This window comes from uncultured Clostridium sp. (assembly GCF_900547735.1).
In the GTDB taxonomy this organism is placed as follows: domain Bacteria; phylum Bacillota; class Clostridia; order Lachnospirales; family Lachnospiraceae; genus Otoolea.
The window spans coordinates 1-15,418 of record NZ_URHZ01000070.1 but is presented as its reverse complement, the minus strand read 5'-3'; the positions used below and the strand labels follow the sequence as shown (position 1 = coordinate 15,418).

Annotated in this window: 13 protein-coding genes and 1 tRNA gene; 12 read left to right on the top strand and 2 right to left on the bottom strand. The window is 50.1% G+C overall.

Translation table 11 applies throughout. From position 1 onward, the window contains the following. Positions 1–6 precede the first annotated feature (6 nt). The 7 genes from QZT18_RS18480 (at position 7) to QZT18_RS18450 (ending at position 6,752) form a co-directional block, all read left to right on the top strand. The gene (locus tag QZT18_RS18480) at positions 7–1,398 is read left to right on the top strand and encodes a DUF2812 domain-containing protein (RefSeq protein ID WP_294150254.1); all 1,392 of its coding nucleotides are present in this window, start codon (positions 7–9) and stop codon (positions 1,396–1,398) included. Between the two features lie 559 nt (positions 1,399–1,957). Further along, positions 1,958–3,163: an aminotransferase class I/II-fold pyridoxal phosphate-dependent enzyme gene (locus QZT18_RS18475; protein WP_294150252.1), complete on the top strand. Its 1,206-nt coding sequence runs from the start codon at positions 1,958–1,960 to the stop codon at positions 3,161–3,163. Between the two features lie 14 nt (positions 3,164–3,177). After that, positions 3,178–3,669, top strand: coding sequence for a VanZ family protein (locus tag QZT18_RS18470; protein WP_294150250.1), 492 nt, complete (start codon positions 3,178–3,180; stop codon positions 3,667–3,669). Then, positions 3,651–4,445, top strand: coding sequence for a tRNA pseudouridine(38-40) synthase TruA (gene truA, locus QZT18_RS18465; protein ID WP_294150248.1), 795 nt, complete (start codon positions 3,651–3,653; stop codon positions 4,443–4,445). The genes QZT18_RS18470 and truA overlap by 19 nt, the downstream gene beginning before the upstream one ends. Before the next feature lie 45 nt (positions 4,446–4,490). Continuing rightward, the gene (locus QZT18_RS18460) at positions 4,491–5,081 is read left to right on the top strand and encodes an RNA polymerase sigma factor (RefSeq protein ID WP_294150246.1); all 591 of its coding nucleotides are present in this window, start codon (positions 4,491–4,493) and stop codon (positions 5,079–5,081) included. Then, entirely contained in the window at positions 5,078–6,553 is a 1,476-nt protein-coding gene (locus tag QZT18_RS18455) for a hypothetical protein (protein WP_294150244.1), read from the top strand. Before QZT18_RS18460 ends, QZT18_RS18455 begins: the two co-directional genes overlap by 4 nt. 126 nt (positions 6,554–6,679) lie before the next feature. Further along, positions 6,680–6,752, top strand: a tRNA-Gln gene (locus QZT18_RS18450). Positions 6,753–7,160: 408 nt separating this feature from the next. Here QZT18_RS18450 and QZT18_RS18445 read toward each other — a convergent pair. Continuing rightward, positions 7,161–8,216: a low specificity L-threonine aldolase gene (locus tag QZT18_RS18445; protein ID WP_294150242.1), complete on the bottom strand. Its 1,056-nt coding sequence runs from the start codon at positions 8,214–8,216 to the stop codon at positions 7,161–7,163. A 421-nt stretch (positions 8,217–8,637) separates the two neighbouring features. On the opposite strand from QZT18_RS18445, the gene uvrB reads away from it, so the two are divergent. The 5 genes from uvrB to QZT18_RS18420 all read left to right on the top strand — a co-directional run bounded on the left by uvrB (position 8,638) and on the right by QZT18_RS18420 (position 14,268). Continuing rightward, positions 8,638–10,629 (top strand): excinuclease ABC subunit UvrB, encoded by a 1,992-nt coding sequence (uvrB, locus tag QZT18_RS18440; protein WP_294150240.1) that lies wholly within the window; start codon positions 8,638–8,640, stop codon positions 10,627–10,629. Positions 10,630–10,685: 56 nt separating this feature from the next. Beyond that, the gene (locus tag QZT18_RS18435) at positions 10,686–10,946 is read left to right on the top strand and encodes a FeoA domain-containing protein (protein ID WP_125142240.1); all 261 of its coding nucleotides are present in this window, start codon (positions 10,686–10,688) and stop codon (positions 10,944–10,946) included. After that, positions 10,943–12,940: a ferrous iron transport protein B gene (gene feoB, locus QZT18_RS18430; RefSeq protein WP_294150236.1), complete on the top strand. Its 1,998-nt coding sequence runs from the start codon at positions 10,943–10,945 to the stop codon at positions 12,938–12,940. Before QZT18_RS18435 ends, feoB begins: the two co-directional genes overlap by 4 nt. 132 nt (positions 12,941–13,072) lie before the next feature. Then, complete coding sequence (locus QZT18_RS18425; protein ID WP_294150234.1) at positions 13,073–13,843, top strand: threonine/serine exporter family protein; 771 nt, start codon at positions 13,073–13,075, stop codon at positions 13,841–13,843. Next, on the top strand, positions 13,840–14,268 hold the full coding sequence (locus QZT18_RS18420) for a threonine/serine exporter family protein (protein WP_125142243.1): 429 nt from the start codon (positions 13,840–13,842) through the stop codon (positions 14,266–14,268). Before QZT18_RS18425 ends, QZT18_RS18420 begins: the two co-directional genes overlap by 4 nt. Here the strand turns inward: QZT18_RS18420 and QZT18_RS18415 are convergent. Continuing rightward, positions 14,228–15,193: a DUF5688 family protein gene (locus tag QZT18_RS18415; RefSeq protein ID WP_294150232.1), complete on the bottom strand. Its 966-nt coding sequence runs from the start codon at positions 15,191–15,193 to the stop codon at positions 14,228–14,230. The two genes, QZT18_RS18420 and QZT18_RS18415, sit on opposite strands and share 41 nt — an antisense overlap. Between the last annotated feature and the right edge of the window lie 225 nt (positions 15,194–15,418).

The following is a 15,418-nucleotide window of genomic DNA, read 5'->3' as shown; positions in this document are numbered from 1 at the left end:
CCTGCCATGGCAAAGAAAAAGTATACATTTATAACATTCAAAGAATATGAGACCGAGGCCTTTGCCGAATATCTGGAAAAGATGGCGGCAAGAGGCTGGTTCCTGAAGAATATCCGCCAGAACTGCATTGAATGCTTTGAAAAGGGAGAACCGAAAAGACTTAAATTCTGTGTAGCGGTCCTGCCGGGCGGCTCGGAATTCGAGAGCGTGGAAAGCATAGAAGCACAGCAGTTCCGTGAGTACTGCGAGGAGGGCGGCTGGAAATTACAGTACGGCGGAGCGCTTTGGCAAATCTTTTATACGGAAGAGGAAGACACGGTGCCGATAGAGACAGATCCCGGAATCCAACTGGAGATTCAGCGGAAAGTCACGCTTTCCTGGGGGAGGGTACTGTGCGAGCTGTTTATAATCGGCGCCTGGCTGTGGATGCTGAAGTCCATGCTGAAGAATCCGGGAACCCAGTTTTCATCCTACGAACAACTGATAACCATGTTTTTTTACTTTCTGCTGATCCTCATATTGGCAGGCCAGCTTCTGGGTCCGGTAATCTGGTATTACAGGGCCGGAAAAACGATTGATGAAACAGGAACACTTCCCCATACCTCCTGGAAGAAGGTGAAAAGAAGAAATGCCCTGTATGGCCTGTTTATTCTGGCTGCTCTGTTACTGCTTGCAATTTCCCAGGGCAGAACGGGCGCACTGCCTTTCATAATCGAGATTTTTGTCATGATACTTTTCATCCTCTACTGCGGCAAAGTCCTGGAAATGGTCAGAGAGACTCAGGAGACGACAAAGGCGGGAAAAGTCATGATTTATATAGGCGCTACGGTCATAGTGGGAACCCTGGCCCTAATCTATATCACAATGCAGATTATTTCCGTTTTTCCGAACAGAAGCGAAGAAAAACGGTACGAACGGATAGCCGGATTCCCCGTAGAATTCGAAGAACTGGGCGGCTACACATTCGAAGAAAGCTGGGGAGAAAAGAGCCAGCAGACCATCTTCTGTTTTTACCAGAGAGAGGGCGGCGTCAGACGTGACCCCTCCGGAAAAGAACAGGATCTCAGGATGGAGTATTACAAAAGCCCCTTCCCCTGGATCATTCGCTCCACGAAAAAAACATACCCAATCAACAGAGGAAACGTCTGGAACATAGAGAAAAAAGAAACCTGGAAAGACGGAGACGCCGAGGTGGTCCGGTACCACTATACCCTGGACCGTCACGACAACGACGCCGAAATGACAAACGCCATCGAAGAGTCCTGGAACAGCAGAGAGCGGGATTTATACATCATATCCAACCAAACCGAACTCCTGTCCCTGGAATTCTCCACCCCAACAGACCGTGACACAATAAAACCGGCAGTAGAATCCCTAAAAACCCCCAACACACAATAGTCCCTGCAAGTTCCAATAACCCTAAACAGCAAAATAGCAAAACAGCTCCCAACAACTAAGCCCTCAGCACCGCCAAGAATTTATCATAGTCATTTCATATTACACAATTACGTCCTCTTCGAATCCGCCTCCGCATTTCATCCCCTCTATTTCCCAAACGAAAAACGAGGAATTCAGCGATGCCAGGATGGCGGGCGGGGCAGCACACTTCGCGTCTTCAGTCCTGTCATAACCTTCCCGGCGGGGGGATGAGGGAGAAAAAGATTCCTGTGGGAATATTGGAGTCCATCAGTACTTGACGAGGTCTTATCGAGTCTAGTACTGTTATGCACTCCACAAAGCGCAAGCGTTTCCCACAGGAATCTTTTTCTGCCCGAATTCCCCCGCCCCGATCCCCACCCCAGGACTGAAGACTCATAACCATCCACTCCCCCGTCCACCATCCCCCGCACAGCGTCCTCATTTTTCCTCCTCCCCCCACCCTTTACTTTCCCCCCTCAATGTAATATAATGACTTAAATTGGCTTTTTCTGCCCTGCATAAGAACGGAGGAATTCAGATGGAATTTGCAAAGAGAATGGACCGGTTTGGGGAAGGCGTTTTTTCCATGCTGGCCCAGATGAAACAGAGGCGACTGGAAGAGGGAAACATGATTGTGGATTTGAGCATCGGAGCGCCCAACATCCCGCCGGCTCCGCATATACTGAAAGTTTTGAGCGAAGAATGTCTGATACCGGAAAATTACATATATGCCATCAGTGACCGGAAAGCGCTTCTTAAAGCCGTTTCCCTGTGGTACAGGAACCGCTATGGAGTGGAGCTTGACCCGGAGACGGAGATCTGTTCTCTTCTGGGTTCCCAGGAGGGACTTTCCCATATTGCCATGACAATTGCGGATGAGGGAGATCGGATTCTGGTTCCGGATCCCTGTTATCCCGTGTTCGCGGACGGTCCGTCCCTTGCCGGCGCATCGCTCTATTACATGCCGCAGAGGAAAGAGAATCACTATATTATCGATCTGAAAGAAATTCCGGAAGAAATGGCCATGGAAGCAAAACTGATGGTAGTCTCTTATCCGAACAATCCGACCGCCGTCATGGCGCCGGACAGTTTCTATCGGAAGTTAATTGTATTTGCCAAAAAATATGATATCATCGTGCTTCACGACAACGCATACAGTGAACTGGTCTTTGACGGGAAAACCTGCGGAAGTTTTCTGCGGTTTCCGGGAGCCAGGGAGGTGGGAGTGGAGTTTAACTCACTCTCCAAGACATACGGCCTGGCCGGAGCCAGGGTTGGCTTCTGTGTCGGAAACCGTGAAGTAGTCGGCCGCCTTAAGACGTTAAAATCAAATATGGACTACGGCATGTTCCTGCCGATTCAGAAAGCGGCCATTGCGGCGATCACAGGAGATCAGAGCTGCGTGGCGGAGACGAGGGCGGCTTATGAGAAACGGCGCGACCTGCTCTGTGACGGCTTTAACGCCATTGGATGGCAGATAGACAAGCCGGAGGCCACCATGTTCGTCTGGGCGAAGATTCCGGCTCATTTTAATGATTCCCTTGAATTTGTAACGGAATTATTTGAGCAGACCGGTGTTCTTGTAACTCCGGGAAGCGCTTTCGGCCCATCGGGGGAAGGCTATGTGAGAATGGCCCTGGTACAGGACGACGAGGCGATTGGGAAAGCGGTGAATGCCGTAAAAGAGAGCGGTATTCTGGATGAAAACACCGGATGCCGTGTGAAGCAGGGAGGCAGAGGATAGAGGCGGTGACTTTGGTGAAAAAAAAGATGATTTGGCATGTCCTGTTATTTGCCTATATCATATTCATATTTTCAAATTCTTTGACCCCGGCGGACGAATCGTCTGCGGAGAGCGGTTTAGTGCTCCGTCTCGTCCATCAGGCAATCAATGCGGCTGGGCTCAGCGCTCCATGGCTGACGGAACATATCATTCGAAAATGCGCTCATTTTGGAGAATATACGGTTCTCGGCATCCTGCTATTTAAAAGTATGAGAAATCTGGACTTCGGCGCTTCAGTACGAAGACAGCTCCATATGCTCCTCCTGTTTTTCATCCCTTTTGTGGATGAGACGCTTCAGCTTTTTACGGAGGGACGATCCGGACAGATCAGCGATGTGTGGCTCGATATGAGCGGCGTTATTACGGGAACAATTTTGTACCTCTGTATTTGTTTACTTGTAACAGGGAAAGCTGAAAGAGGAAGGAAAGAAAAGGACGGGGAGAAACTTTGGAAGATAAAAATATAAAAATCATTTTACAATATGACGGCACACGCTACGACGGCTGGCAGAAACAGGGAAATACCGCGCAGACAATCCAGGGAAAGCTTGAGGCTGTCCTGGAACGGATGGCAGGGTGTCCGGTGGAAGTTCATGGCTCGGGCCGGACGGATGCGGGCGTCCATGCGCTGCGTCAGGTGGCTAATTTCCATCTGCCCATGTCCTATTTCAGGGGGAAAGAAAGTTCCTCCGCTATGGCGTCCGTTAAAAATTATCTGAATGAGTACCTGCCGGAGGATATCAGAATCTTAGATGCGCAGGAGGTACAGCCGCGGTTTCACAGCCGACTGAACGCCGTTTCAAAGACTTATATTTACCGGATCGAGACGGCGGAGAAAAAAGACGTATTTGAACGCAAATACAGATACGGACTGGGGACCATGCCGGATTTGGAGGCCATGAGAAGGGCGGCGGCCTTTCTGATTGGAACCCATGACTTCAGGGCATTCTGTTCGGTTAAAAAGATGAAGAAGACGACGGTTCGGACCATCAGCCGGATTGACATCCGCAGGGAGGGCACACAGCTTGAACTTCTTTTTGAGGGAAACGGCTTTCTCTATAATATGGTGCGGATTCTCGTGGGGACGCTGCTCGAAGCCGGACTCCATGAACGAAGCGAAAATTCCGTCAGGGAGGTGCTTTTAAGTCTTGACAGAAGTCAGGCGGGAAAGACGGCTCCTGCGGAGGGATTGTTTCTGGCCGATGTCGCATACGAAGAAAAAATTTTCCAAAGTGTGCAATAAGAAACGGATCCTTTGCATTAAACTAATAGAAAGGAAATTTAGTCCATGTTTTTGATGGGGATATTTACCACCCTGGAAGAGGCGGTCGCTTATGATAAGATGAGCGATGAGAAGCTGCTTTTACGCGTTGCCACAGGCGACCGGGAGGCGTTTCAGAGACTCTATCAGAATACGGATAAAACCATATATGGCTTTATTCTGTCAATCCTGCGCAGCCCGCAGGATGCGGAAGAGATCATGCAGGAGACTTATATAAAGATATGGACTTCTGCAGGAAGCTACAAGTCTCAGGGGAAACCGCTGGCCTGGATGTTTACCATTGCCAGAAACCTCTGTTACATGAAATTCCGCGACCAGAAAAGGGAAGCCGATATAGGTCTTTCTGACCTTTCAGAAGGCGAGATGGGGGAATTCTGCCCGCAGATAGAAGATGCGGCGGATAAGATGGTGCTTCGCACAGCGCTCCAGATCCTGAATGAAGAGGAGCGGCAGATTGTGCTGTTACATACGACAGCAGGCATGAAACACAGGGAAATTGCGGCGGATCTCGAGATGCCGCTTGCAACTGTGCTGTCTAAATACAATCGTGCCATGAAAAAATTACAGAAACATCTGAGAGAGGAGGGAGAACATTGACCGATCACTCAGACTTACAATGGAATAACGATGAGATAGCAAAACATCTGAAATCGGCAGTGGACACCCTGACTCCCGATGTGCTTAATAAAATTGATCTGACGATCCCCCAGGATATTTATACCGGACCGTCCAAGGTGACGAGGATATACCGGAGGATGCGCACTGCGGCAACCGTTATGGCCGCCTGCCTGTGCGTGGCTGTCTTAGGCGGAGGCGTCGCCAGATATCAGAACAGCCGGATCGATTCCGTCGTCGGCATTGATGTCAATCCAAGTATTGAACTTTCAGTCAACCGTAATGACAAGGTCCTGAAAGCCGAGGCGCTGAACAGCGACGCGGAGGAGATCCTGGATGACATGGATCTGAAGAATGTGGATGTGGACATTGCGGTAAACGCTCTCATCGGTTCCATGGTACGTCATGGTTATCTGAATGATTTGGATAACGCAATTCTTGTAACCGTAGCCAACGACGATAAGAAGAAAGCTTCCGAGCTGCGCCAGGATGTTGTTGTGGATATCGAGGCCTCACTGGAAGAACATAAGGTACAGGCTGTAGTTTACGATCAGCAGGCTCCGGTTTCCAACGAAGTCAGGGAACTGGCCCAGGAATACGGGATTTCCTATGGAAAAGCATACTTCCTGCAGGAGCTGATTGATGAAAACGACCTGGGCGAAGAGGATATGAAAGAATTCGCCGGGATGACGATGGAAGAGATTGCAAAGGAAATCACCGAGCGTTCCTACACCGTGCGCCGCGATGACGACGATGCAAATGAAGAGACTTCCGAGAAGAGCAGCGCCGATCACACGAGCACCGCCGCCACCAGGGCGGAGACTGCCGTCTCCACACAGGAGAGCCTGACCGAAGAAGCATCATCTTCCGAGACGAACGCAGAGACACAGCGTCCATCCACGGAACCTCACACCACCGCTCCGGCAGGAACGACGGAAACGGCCGAGGAGACGGAAGAGAGCAGTTCGGGGAAAAAGGCCAAAATTGATTATGTGGATTTTGAAGACGGAAAGCTGAACGTTGTATTTAAAGGGAAAGTCAAGTGGAAGAATCCGACCGTGTCCGTGAAGGATGAGAACGGAGGAAGCTATTCGGCGATGATAACCGATACCAGTCCGGACTCCTGTGAGATTACCATCAAGGGTCTGGATGGAGGAACCGACTATGTATTTGTCCTGGCCGGTGTAGCTCCAAGGGACGGCGGCTCCTATGCAAGTATTAAGGGATATTTTGATACGCCCGATATTGCCGATGAGGTGACGGACGGAGATGACGAGGACGAGACGGAAGAAACCGAGACGGTCAAACCGACGCAGCCTCAGGAAAGCGCTTCCGTACCGTCGGATACGCCTCCGGCGCCGGAAACACTTCCTGCCACAGAACCGGAGACCCAGGCGTCGTCAGGCGGCCAGACCAGTCCTCCGGTCCAGATTGAATCGGGAACGGGACAGTGAAGGGAACGAATTCAACATTTTGTTTAAAAAATTACAAAAAATGCTAAAAAAGCCCTTGACGAAATCTGGTAATATGATATAATAGATTCCGCAGCCAACAATAAAAGGTTGCGGAATCTTAAATATTGGGCCATCGCCAAATGGTAAGGCAACGGACTCTGACTCCGTCATTTTCAAGGTTCGAATCCTTGTGGCCCAGTTAACAACGAAAAGCACGCTTCGCGAACTTTTCATTGCCGATCAACAGAATAAGAGAAGCCCTGCATCACATGTGTGATACGGGGCTTCTCTTATTCTGTTGATCGGCAAAGTCGCCACTCTGTAGAATTCATGGCATAACGCCATAAATTCTAGTCACCGAAGGAAGAACTGCCGATTTCCTCGCGCAAGGGCTAAAGCCCCTAGAAATCGGCAGTTCAGCACTACGGCGGAACTGAATTCCACCTACGTGATTTGAAATGAGGGTTACACCCTCAAACTCCTGATATAAGGAAAATATAGTTTGTCGACAAGCTGAGAATAAGAGAATCGATTAATATTTTATTTCTGTATACCCCATTTCAATATACTTCATTTCTGTATATATAGGAAAGTTCTTCGAACTCCCCTATATAATAAAAATCCCTTTGGCCGGTTCTTCGATACAATCTTTCAAATATGCTACAAAGCCGCGGACCGCTTTTTCAGGTGTTGCCCATGAGGTGACAAAACGGATCGCCATATCACCGTTGGCGAATACACGCTCCGTCTCATAGGTGTATTCTTCCGCCAGCTTTTCCGCCAGCTGCCTGCCGACAATCGGGAAAATCTGGTTGGAGGAGGTATCGGACAAGAAGGAAAAACCGCAGTCCTTAAAACCCGTTCTGAGAATTTCACTCATATCGTTGGCATGTTTTCCCAGCTCATAATAAAGTCCGTCGGTGAAAAGCGTTTCAAATTGCAGGCCCAGGAGCCAGCCCTTTGCCAGCATCGCGCCCCTTTGCTTTAATTGAAAACGGAAGCAGGATTTCAGTTCCGGGTGGCAGATCACCAGCGCCTCCCCAAATAATGCCCCATTTTTAGTTCCGCCTATATAAAACATGTCCGTAAGCTCCGCCAGATCTTCCAGAGTGAGATCATTGGCGGAACTGGTCAGGGCCGAAGCCAGCCGGGCGCCGTCCAGGAAGAGATAGAGATGGTTCAGGCGGCATAAGTGGCTCAGCTCTTCCAGCTCCTGCTTTGTATACTGTGTTCCCAGCTCCGTTGTATTGGAGATATAAACTAATTTTGGAAGTACGGTGAATTCTGCGTTGTGTTTTTTGATCATCTGTGCGACGTCGGACGCATGGATTTTTCCGTCGGATGACGCAATGGTGAGAATTTTATGGCCGGTCGCCTCCACGGCTCCCGTCTCGTGGCAGTTGATGTGGCCTGTTTCGGCGGAAACCACGGCCTCGTGCGGACGCAGAGCCCTCGCAATTGCCAGCAGGTTGGCCTGTGTGCCTCCCGGAATAAAATGGACATCGATATCACTGCGCCCGCATTCCTTCTTAATCAGAGCGGCGGCGCGCTCACAGTGGCCGTCCTTACCATATCCCGGATTCTGCTCCAGGTTTGTATTCATCATCGCTTCCAGTACGCGCGGATGCGCTCCTTCGCTGTAATCATTGGCAAAACTGTACATGTTATATTCCTCCCGTTGTCTCATCATTTTCTGTGTAAAAGACCTTATCCCTCTATTTTGAGTGCAGAAGGGGAGCTTGTCAAGTGGAAAACGGTAAGGAGATTTCACATTACGGCGGATAGAAAACAAAAAGGATTACAAAGCCGGAATCAGGGGAAAATTTATACAGACAGGCGATGGCGGGGAACGGAAAAAATGGAAGATAACGGCGGGAGAATTTCCAGTAAAATAATATCGGGGAATCGAATGTTTGTTCTGTACTTTTCACAGGCATTCTGATATAATCGAAACTGGAGCGGACTGTAAAAAATGATGCAGGCAGTCCGAAATGATTTTGTAAAATCAGCATATTCATTTAAAAATTATGAAGCCGTGCGGCTGCATAATTGAATAAACAGAGATTCATAAAGGAGGAACTTTCATGGATCATTTTGAACTAGTATCAGAATACCAGCCAACCGGCGATCAGCCCCAGGCCATAGCCGACCTTGTAAAAGGTTTTAAAGAGGGCAACCAATGTGAGACACTTCTCGGAGTCACAGGCTCCGGCAAGACGTTTACGATGGCTAATGTCATCCAGCAGCTGCAGAAACCGACGCTGATCATCGCCCACAACAAGACGCTGGCGGCCCAGCTCTACAGTGAATTTAAGGAATATTTTCCGAATAATGCGGTGGAATACTTTGTCTCCTACTATGATTACTACCAACCGGAGGCCTATGTCCCGTCCACCGATACCTACATTGAGAAGGACTCATCCATCAATGATGAGATAGACAAGCTGCGCCACTCTGCGACGGCTGCTTTGTCGGAGCGCCAGGATGTTATCATTGTCGCTTCAGTTTCGTGTATTTATGGACTGGGAAGTCCCATAGACTATAAGGAGATGGTAATCTCCCTGCGCCCCGGCATGATTAAAGACAGGGATGAGGTCATCCATAAACTGATCGACATCCAGTATACGAGAAATGATATGGATTTCAAGCGAGGCACCTTCCGTGTCCGCGGTGATGTGCTGGAAATCTATCCGGCCTACTCGGGCGGAGACGCTTACCGCGTTGAGTTCTTCGGCGATGAGGTGGATCGGATCACCGAGATTGATACGCTTACCGGGGAAATCAAGTCCCAGTTGGGCCATATCGCCATTTTCCCGGCCTCCCATTATGTTATCCCGAGGGAGAAGATGGAGCTGGCGGCAACCAACATTCTGGAGGAACTGAAGGTCCGCGTGGAGGAATTCAAGAGCGAGGATAAGCTCCTTGAGGCACAGAGGATCTCAGAACGTACGAATTTTGATGTGGAGATGATGCGTGAGACGGGATTCTGCTCTGGAATCGAGAACTATTCCCGCCATCTGACCGGTTCCCTTCCGGGAGAGCCGCCGTGCACCCTGATCGACTATTTTCCGGAAGAGTTCCTGATTATCGTCGACGAGTCCCATATCACCCTGCCGCAGGTGCGCGGCATGTACGCCGGAGACCGTTCCAGGAAAACGACTCTGGTCAACTTCGGATTCAGGCTCCCGTCGGCCCTGGACAACCGCCCGCTCAACTTTTCAGAGTTTGAGAGCAAGATTGATCAGATCATGTTTGTGTCCGCGACCCCGTCCAAGTACGAGGAAGAACACGAGATGCTGCGGACGGAGCAGATTATACGTCCTACGGGTCTTCTGGATCCGCCTATCGAAGTGCGTCCGGTAGAAGGACAGATCGACGATCTCGTATCGGAAGTGAACCGGGAAGTGGAGAAGGGCAATAAAGTCCTGATTACAACGCTGACGAAGCGTATGGCCGAGGACCTGACGGACTATATGCGCGAGGTGGGAATCCGCGTGAAATACCTTCACTCCGATATCGACACCCTGGAGAGGGCCGAGATCATCAGGGATATGCGTCTCAATGTGTTCGACGTCCTGGTTGGAATCAACCTTCTGCGCGAGGGCCTGGATATTCCGGAGATATCCCTGGTGGCAATCCTGGATGCGGATAAGGAAGGATTCCTGCGTTCGGAGACATCCCTGATTCAGACGGTCGGACGTGCCGCCAGGAACTCGGAAGGCCATGTTATCATGTATGCCGACAACATCACGGACTCCATGCGCGCCGCCATCAGTGAGACGGAGAGAAGAAGGAAGCTGCAGCAGGAATATAATGAAGCACATGGAATCACGCCGACCACGATTAAAAAAGCGGTCCGTGATCTGATTACGATATCCCAGGCAGCAGCGGGGATTACGAACGAAGTGACCAAGGATCCTGAATCTATGAACAAGCAGGAACTGGAGAAGATTGTAAAGGAGCTGACCAAGAAGATGCACAAGGCGGCTGCGGAACTCAACTTCGAGGAAGCCGCCGCACTGCGTGACCGGATGACGGATATCAAAAAAATGCTCCTGGAGCTGGAAGATAATTGACAAGGCCTGACGGGACGGTTACAATTGATAAAGCGATAGGGGAGGAGTGACTAACCATGAAGCTTTATGAAGGCGAAATAGGAAAAAGTTACATTGTCCAGGAAGTTATGATTGAGGAGCGTCTGACCAGGCGTCTGGAGGCTCTGGGAGTCAATGAGCATACAAAAGTAACCGTACTGAATAAGAAGAAAAGCGGAACCCTGATTATCAACGTCAGGGGAACGAGACTGGCTCTGGGCCAGAAAATAGCCGATGGAATCGAGATCAGGGAAGCAGCGTCGGCACAAGAACGAAGTCAGGGAGGGAACCGGCTATGAATGCAGCAAACGGACAGATAACAGTCGGTTTTGTTGGAAACCCAAACTGTGGAAAGACAACCCTGTTTAATGCTTTTACCGGGGCCAAGCTGAAGGTGGCCAACTGGCCCGGCGTTACGGTTGAGCGCGTGGAGGGGGAGACCAGCTATAAAGGACGGCCCATCAAGGTAATCGATCTGCCGGGAATATACAGCCTGACCTCCTATACGATAGAAGAGCGGGTCACCAGAAAATGCATTGAAGATAATGAAGTGGATGTGATTATCAATGTGGTGGATGCATCGTCCCTGGAGAGGAATCTCTATCTGACGCTGCAGCTTCTGGAACTGAAGAAGCCGGTTATCCTGGCCCTCAATATGATGGATATCGTGGAGGACCGCGGTATGGAGATCGATCTGCACCGTCTGCCGGAGATGTTAGGCCACATTCCGGTGGTGCCGGTGTCGGCCAGGAAGAGGACGGGACTGGACGTCCTGATGCACGCCGTTGTGCACCACTATGAGGAGGAGCCCCAGGGAGTTGTCGTGCGGTATTCCGATGCCATAGAGGACAAAATAGCCAAGATAGAAGTAGTGCTGAAAGCGCACTTTGGCCGGCTCGACAATATGCGCTGGCATGCTATCAAGATGATGGAGTACGACGAGGAAGTCTGTAAGGATCACCCTGTGGACCTGAGTGATATCATTGATAAAAATTACGAGAAGAATATTATCAATGAAAAATACGATTATATAGAAGAGATTATTGATGAGTGCCTGTTTAACAAAGCGGAAAAATCGGCTTTTACCGACAGAGTGGATCAGATTATGACGCACCCTGTATGGGGAATCCCCGTTTTTCTGGGAATTATGGCCCTTGTATTTTTCTTCACCTTTACGGTCGGGGATTTCCTGAAGGGGTACTTTGAGAGCGGACTGAACTGGTTTTCAGCCTCGGTTCTCTTACTTCTCCAAAATCTCCATGCCACCGACTGGGTCATCTCCCTTGTAGTGGACGGTGTCATTGCCGGTGTCGGCGGAATCCTTACCTTTCTGCCCAACATATTTATCCTGTTTCTGGCGCTGGCTTTTCTGGAAGACAGCGGATATATGTCGCGCGTCGCCTATGTCATGAACGAGACGATGGGAATGGTGGGACTGTCCGGCAAGGCATTTCTTCCGATGCTGCTGGGGTTTGGCTGTACGGTTCCGGCCGTCATGGCGACGAGGGCTTTGGAGAGCGTGAAGGACCGGAGAAGGACAATCCTGATTACTCCGTTCATGTCCTGTTCGGCCAGACTTCCGATTTACGTCCTGTTTTCGGAGATGTTTTTCCCGGGGAAAGCGCTTTTGGTAGCCTACTCCCTCTATGTCATCGGACTTGCCGTGGCGATTCTGGTTGCTTATATTGTACATAAGAATTCCAATGAAAAGTATGAGAACATTCTTCTTATTGAGCTTCCCGAATACAAGACGCCGAACCTGAGGACGGTTACCATCTATGTGTGGGACAAAGTAAAAGACTATCTGACCAAAGCCGGAACCACAATTTTTATTGCGTCCATTATTCTCTGGTTTATCCTGAATATCGGACCGTCCGGTCTGATCAGCAATGTTTCCGACAGCTTTGCGGCAATTATCGGCCACAGCCTGGCCCCGATTCTGGCGCCGGCCGGACTTGGAAGCTGGCAGATTGTAGTGGCTCTGATTTCCGGTATATCGGCGAAAGAGGTGGTGGTTTCCAGCTTCTCCGTACTGTACGGAATTAATAACATCAACTCGGCAGCCGGTATGACACAGCTTCATATCATGCTGGGCGGCGTGGGTTTCGGGGGAGTTAACGCTTATGCATTGATGATATTCTGCCTTTTATATACGCCTTGTATTGCCACGATAGCGACAATCAGAAGAGAGACACAGTCCACAAGATGGACCCTTCTGATGATGGCGTTCCAGTTGGCAGTGGCATGGACTGCTGCGGTCCTGGTGTTCCAGATTGGCAGCAGAATATTCTAACCGGCGGCATGTGAAGCTGCCTGACGGAGGCGGGAATCCCACAGGCGGGATTTCTACTTGTTACATAGGGCGGTGGTGTGAAAGAATACGCGGCCTCACCGCTGAAAATTACTTTTAATGGGGTACCGGGAGATGGATTATCAGGAACTGATAGAGATGGCTGTGCAGGCGGGGGAAATCATGCTGGTCAGCGGAGCCGAGGTATACCGTATCGAGGATACGGTCAGCCGGATCATGAAAAAGTCCGGTTTGGAGGGAATCGAGGTTTTTGCCCTGGCAACAGGGATATTTGCAACACTTTCCGATCCTTCGATGAGTGCAATCACGGTTGTCAAGAGAGTCGATAAAAGATCGACGAACTTAAACAGAGTATATCGTGTAAACAATATATCCAGAAAGTTTTGCGCCGGAGAGATGACCGTGGAAGAGGCGCGGGCAGAACTGAGGGAGATCAAAACCTCTATCGAGTACGGATTTCTTCATAAGTGCATCGGTTATATCATGACATCGGCTTTTTTTGCCATTCTTTTTGAAGGAAACTGGCTGGACTGTGTGGCGGCCGGCGTCGTGGGACTTGTTTTGGCTCTGGCGGTCACGGGAGCGTCACGCCTTAAATTTAATGATTTCTGCCAGAACGCGGCCGGTTCTTTTGCCCTGGCGGTGACGGCGCTGCTGATTCAGAAGCTGGTGTATTTTGACATGAACATTGATGCTGTAATCATCAGCGCCATCATGCCGATGGTTCCCGGCGTGACATTCACCGCGGCAATCCGCGATACGCTGAACGGGGATTACAGTTCCGGCGTAGCCAGGATAGCCGAGGCGATTGTCGTGGCTCTCGGCGTGGCGTCGGGAGTCGGCGCCGCAATGGTTGTATTTCAGATGATTGGAGGTGCCGTATGACAGCGCTTGCAGTGCAGAGCTTGTCTGCTTTTCTTGCTATATTCGGTTTCTCCATCATCCTGGATGTGCCTAAAAAGTACCTGGTTTATGCGGGCGCGGCAGGCGGGGCGTGCTGGTTTGTCTATCTGCTGGCGCTTCAGTCGGGCCGCTCCCAGATTATGGCCGCCTTTCTTTCCAGTCTGGTGGTATCAATCCTGAGCCATATTTTTGCAAGACTTTTAAAGGCTCCGGTAACGGTGTTCCTGGTGGCAGGCATTCTTCCGACCGTGCCCGGAGCATCCGTGTACCGCTGCGTCTATTTTATGATACAGGGGCTTGCCGATCTCTCTACCTATCATCTGATTCAGACGATACAGATAGCGGGGGCCATGGCTCTTGCCATTTTCATTGTGGATTCCCTGTTCCGTCTGGTCCAGAAGAGCTAGAGAAGAACGGGGCAGGAGGACAGATGCAGTTCTGTTCCCTGGAATAGTAATAAATATGATCGGAGAGGCGGTCCTCCATTGGGACCTCAGAACGGTTGATATAGTAGATCATTTCATTTAATTCATCGTAAGACAGCGCTTTTTTGGATGGCGCCAACAGAACTTCGTGGATACTGGAGGGCAGGATGACAAGATCGTCCCCCACCTGTTCCGCGAAGTTTTTTAATACGTCCCTGTATAAAAGGCAGGCGGCGCCGTTAATTCCTCTCTCATTCGACAGGACATAGAGATCGACCGGGAAGATATCCGTCTCTTCACCGGGCAGTTCATACGCACCGCCGGGCAGTTCTTCCTCGTCGATGGCCAGGATTGCATCTTCGATTGGTGTGATCCGGCAGGGCAGAAGAGTGGCCATGTTCTTTTCCGCAAAATCGGACAAATCTTCCCGGGTGACGTTCCACATACTCAGATGTTCATCGTGAATCAGCGCTGTCATCTGACCGTCGTCGTTCTCGGAAACAATGATATAGAAGACGACGGCAAGATCCAGATAGCGGAAATGAGGTACCTCCGACAGAAGGACGGCGTTATCCTCCGCATTGATCAGCTTATAAGCGATCCGATCCCTGATTTTCTCAAAATCCTTCAACTGCTGTGCCAGCTCCGACGGGAGTCCGTTCTCTTCCTCATAGAGAAGCAGTATCTGTTCGGCAATAACGGGAAGTGACAGTCCTTCCTCCTCCTCGTCATAGTAGGAGTTCAGATAAACGGTCGGTGAGAAGGCGGAAGACGGCGAAGAAATCGACAGCCCGTCCAGAAGAAGCCCATTATTCTTCAGCACACGGCGAAGGGAAACCTCGGCCCGGCCCTCCAGTTTTTCCTGGACAAGTGAGTGGATGGTGGTGAGAAATGTTTCATAGATCATAGAAATACCTCCTGAATAGATTATTATGTCAACTGCCATGGCGGCAGATGCATGAGATGTGAAGATAGACGTGAATATGAGAACAGGAACAGAATGCCGGTAAGCAGGCATGGAAACCTGAAATATAGATAGGAAGAAAAGATTTAGTTGAGATGCGAGGACGCCTCTGGAAGACGGCGGACGGGGGAGTGGGAGGGTGGATATGAGTCTTCAGTCCCGGTTTGT

Coding starts and splice junctions, on each gene's coding strand:
- QZT18_RS18480 (WP_294150254.1), top strand. CDS start 7: ATGGCAAAGAAAAAGTATACATTTATAACATTCAAAGAATATGAGACC.
- QZT18_RS18475 (WP_294150252.1), top strand. CDS start 1,958: ATGGAATTTGCAAAGAGAATGGACCGGTTTGGGGAAGGCGTTTTTTCC.
- QZT18_RS18460 (WP_294150246.1), top strand. CDS start 4,491: ATGTTTTTGATGGGGATATTTACCACCCTGGAAGAGGCGGTCGCTTAT.
- QZT18_RS18445 (WP_294150242.1), bottom strand. CDS start 8,216: ATGTACAGTTTTGCCAATGATTACAGCGAAGGAGCGCATCCGCGCGTA.
- uvrB (WP_294150240.1), top strand. CDS start 8,638: ATGGATCATTTTGAACTAGTATCAGAATACCAGCCAACCGGCGATCAG.
- QZT18_RS18435 (WP_125142240.1), top strand. CDS start 10,686: ATGAAGCTTTATGAAGGCGAAATAGGAAAAAGTTACATTGTCCAGGAA.
- feoB (WP_294150236.1), top strand. CDS start 10,943: ATGAATGCAGCAAACGGACAGATAACAGTCGGTTTTGTTGGAAACCCA.
- QZT18_RS18425 (WP_294150234.1), top strand. CDS start 13,073: ATGGATTATCAGGAACTGATAGAGATGGCTGTGCAGGCGGGGGAAATC.
- QZT18_RS18420 (WP_125142243.1), top strand. CDS start 13,840: ATGACAGCGCTTGCAGTGCAGAGCTTGTCTGCTTTTCTTGCTATATTC.
- QZT18_RS18415 (WP_294150232.1), bottom strand. CDS start 15,193: ATGATCTATGAAACATTTCTCACCACCATCCACTCACTTGTCCAGGAA.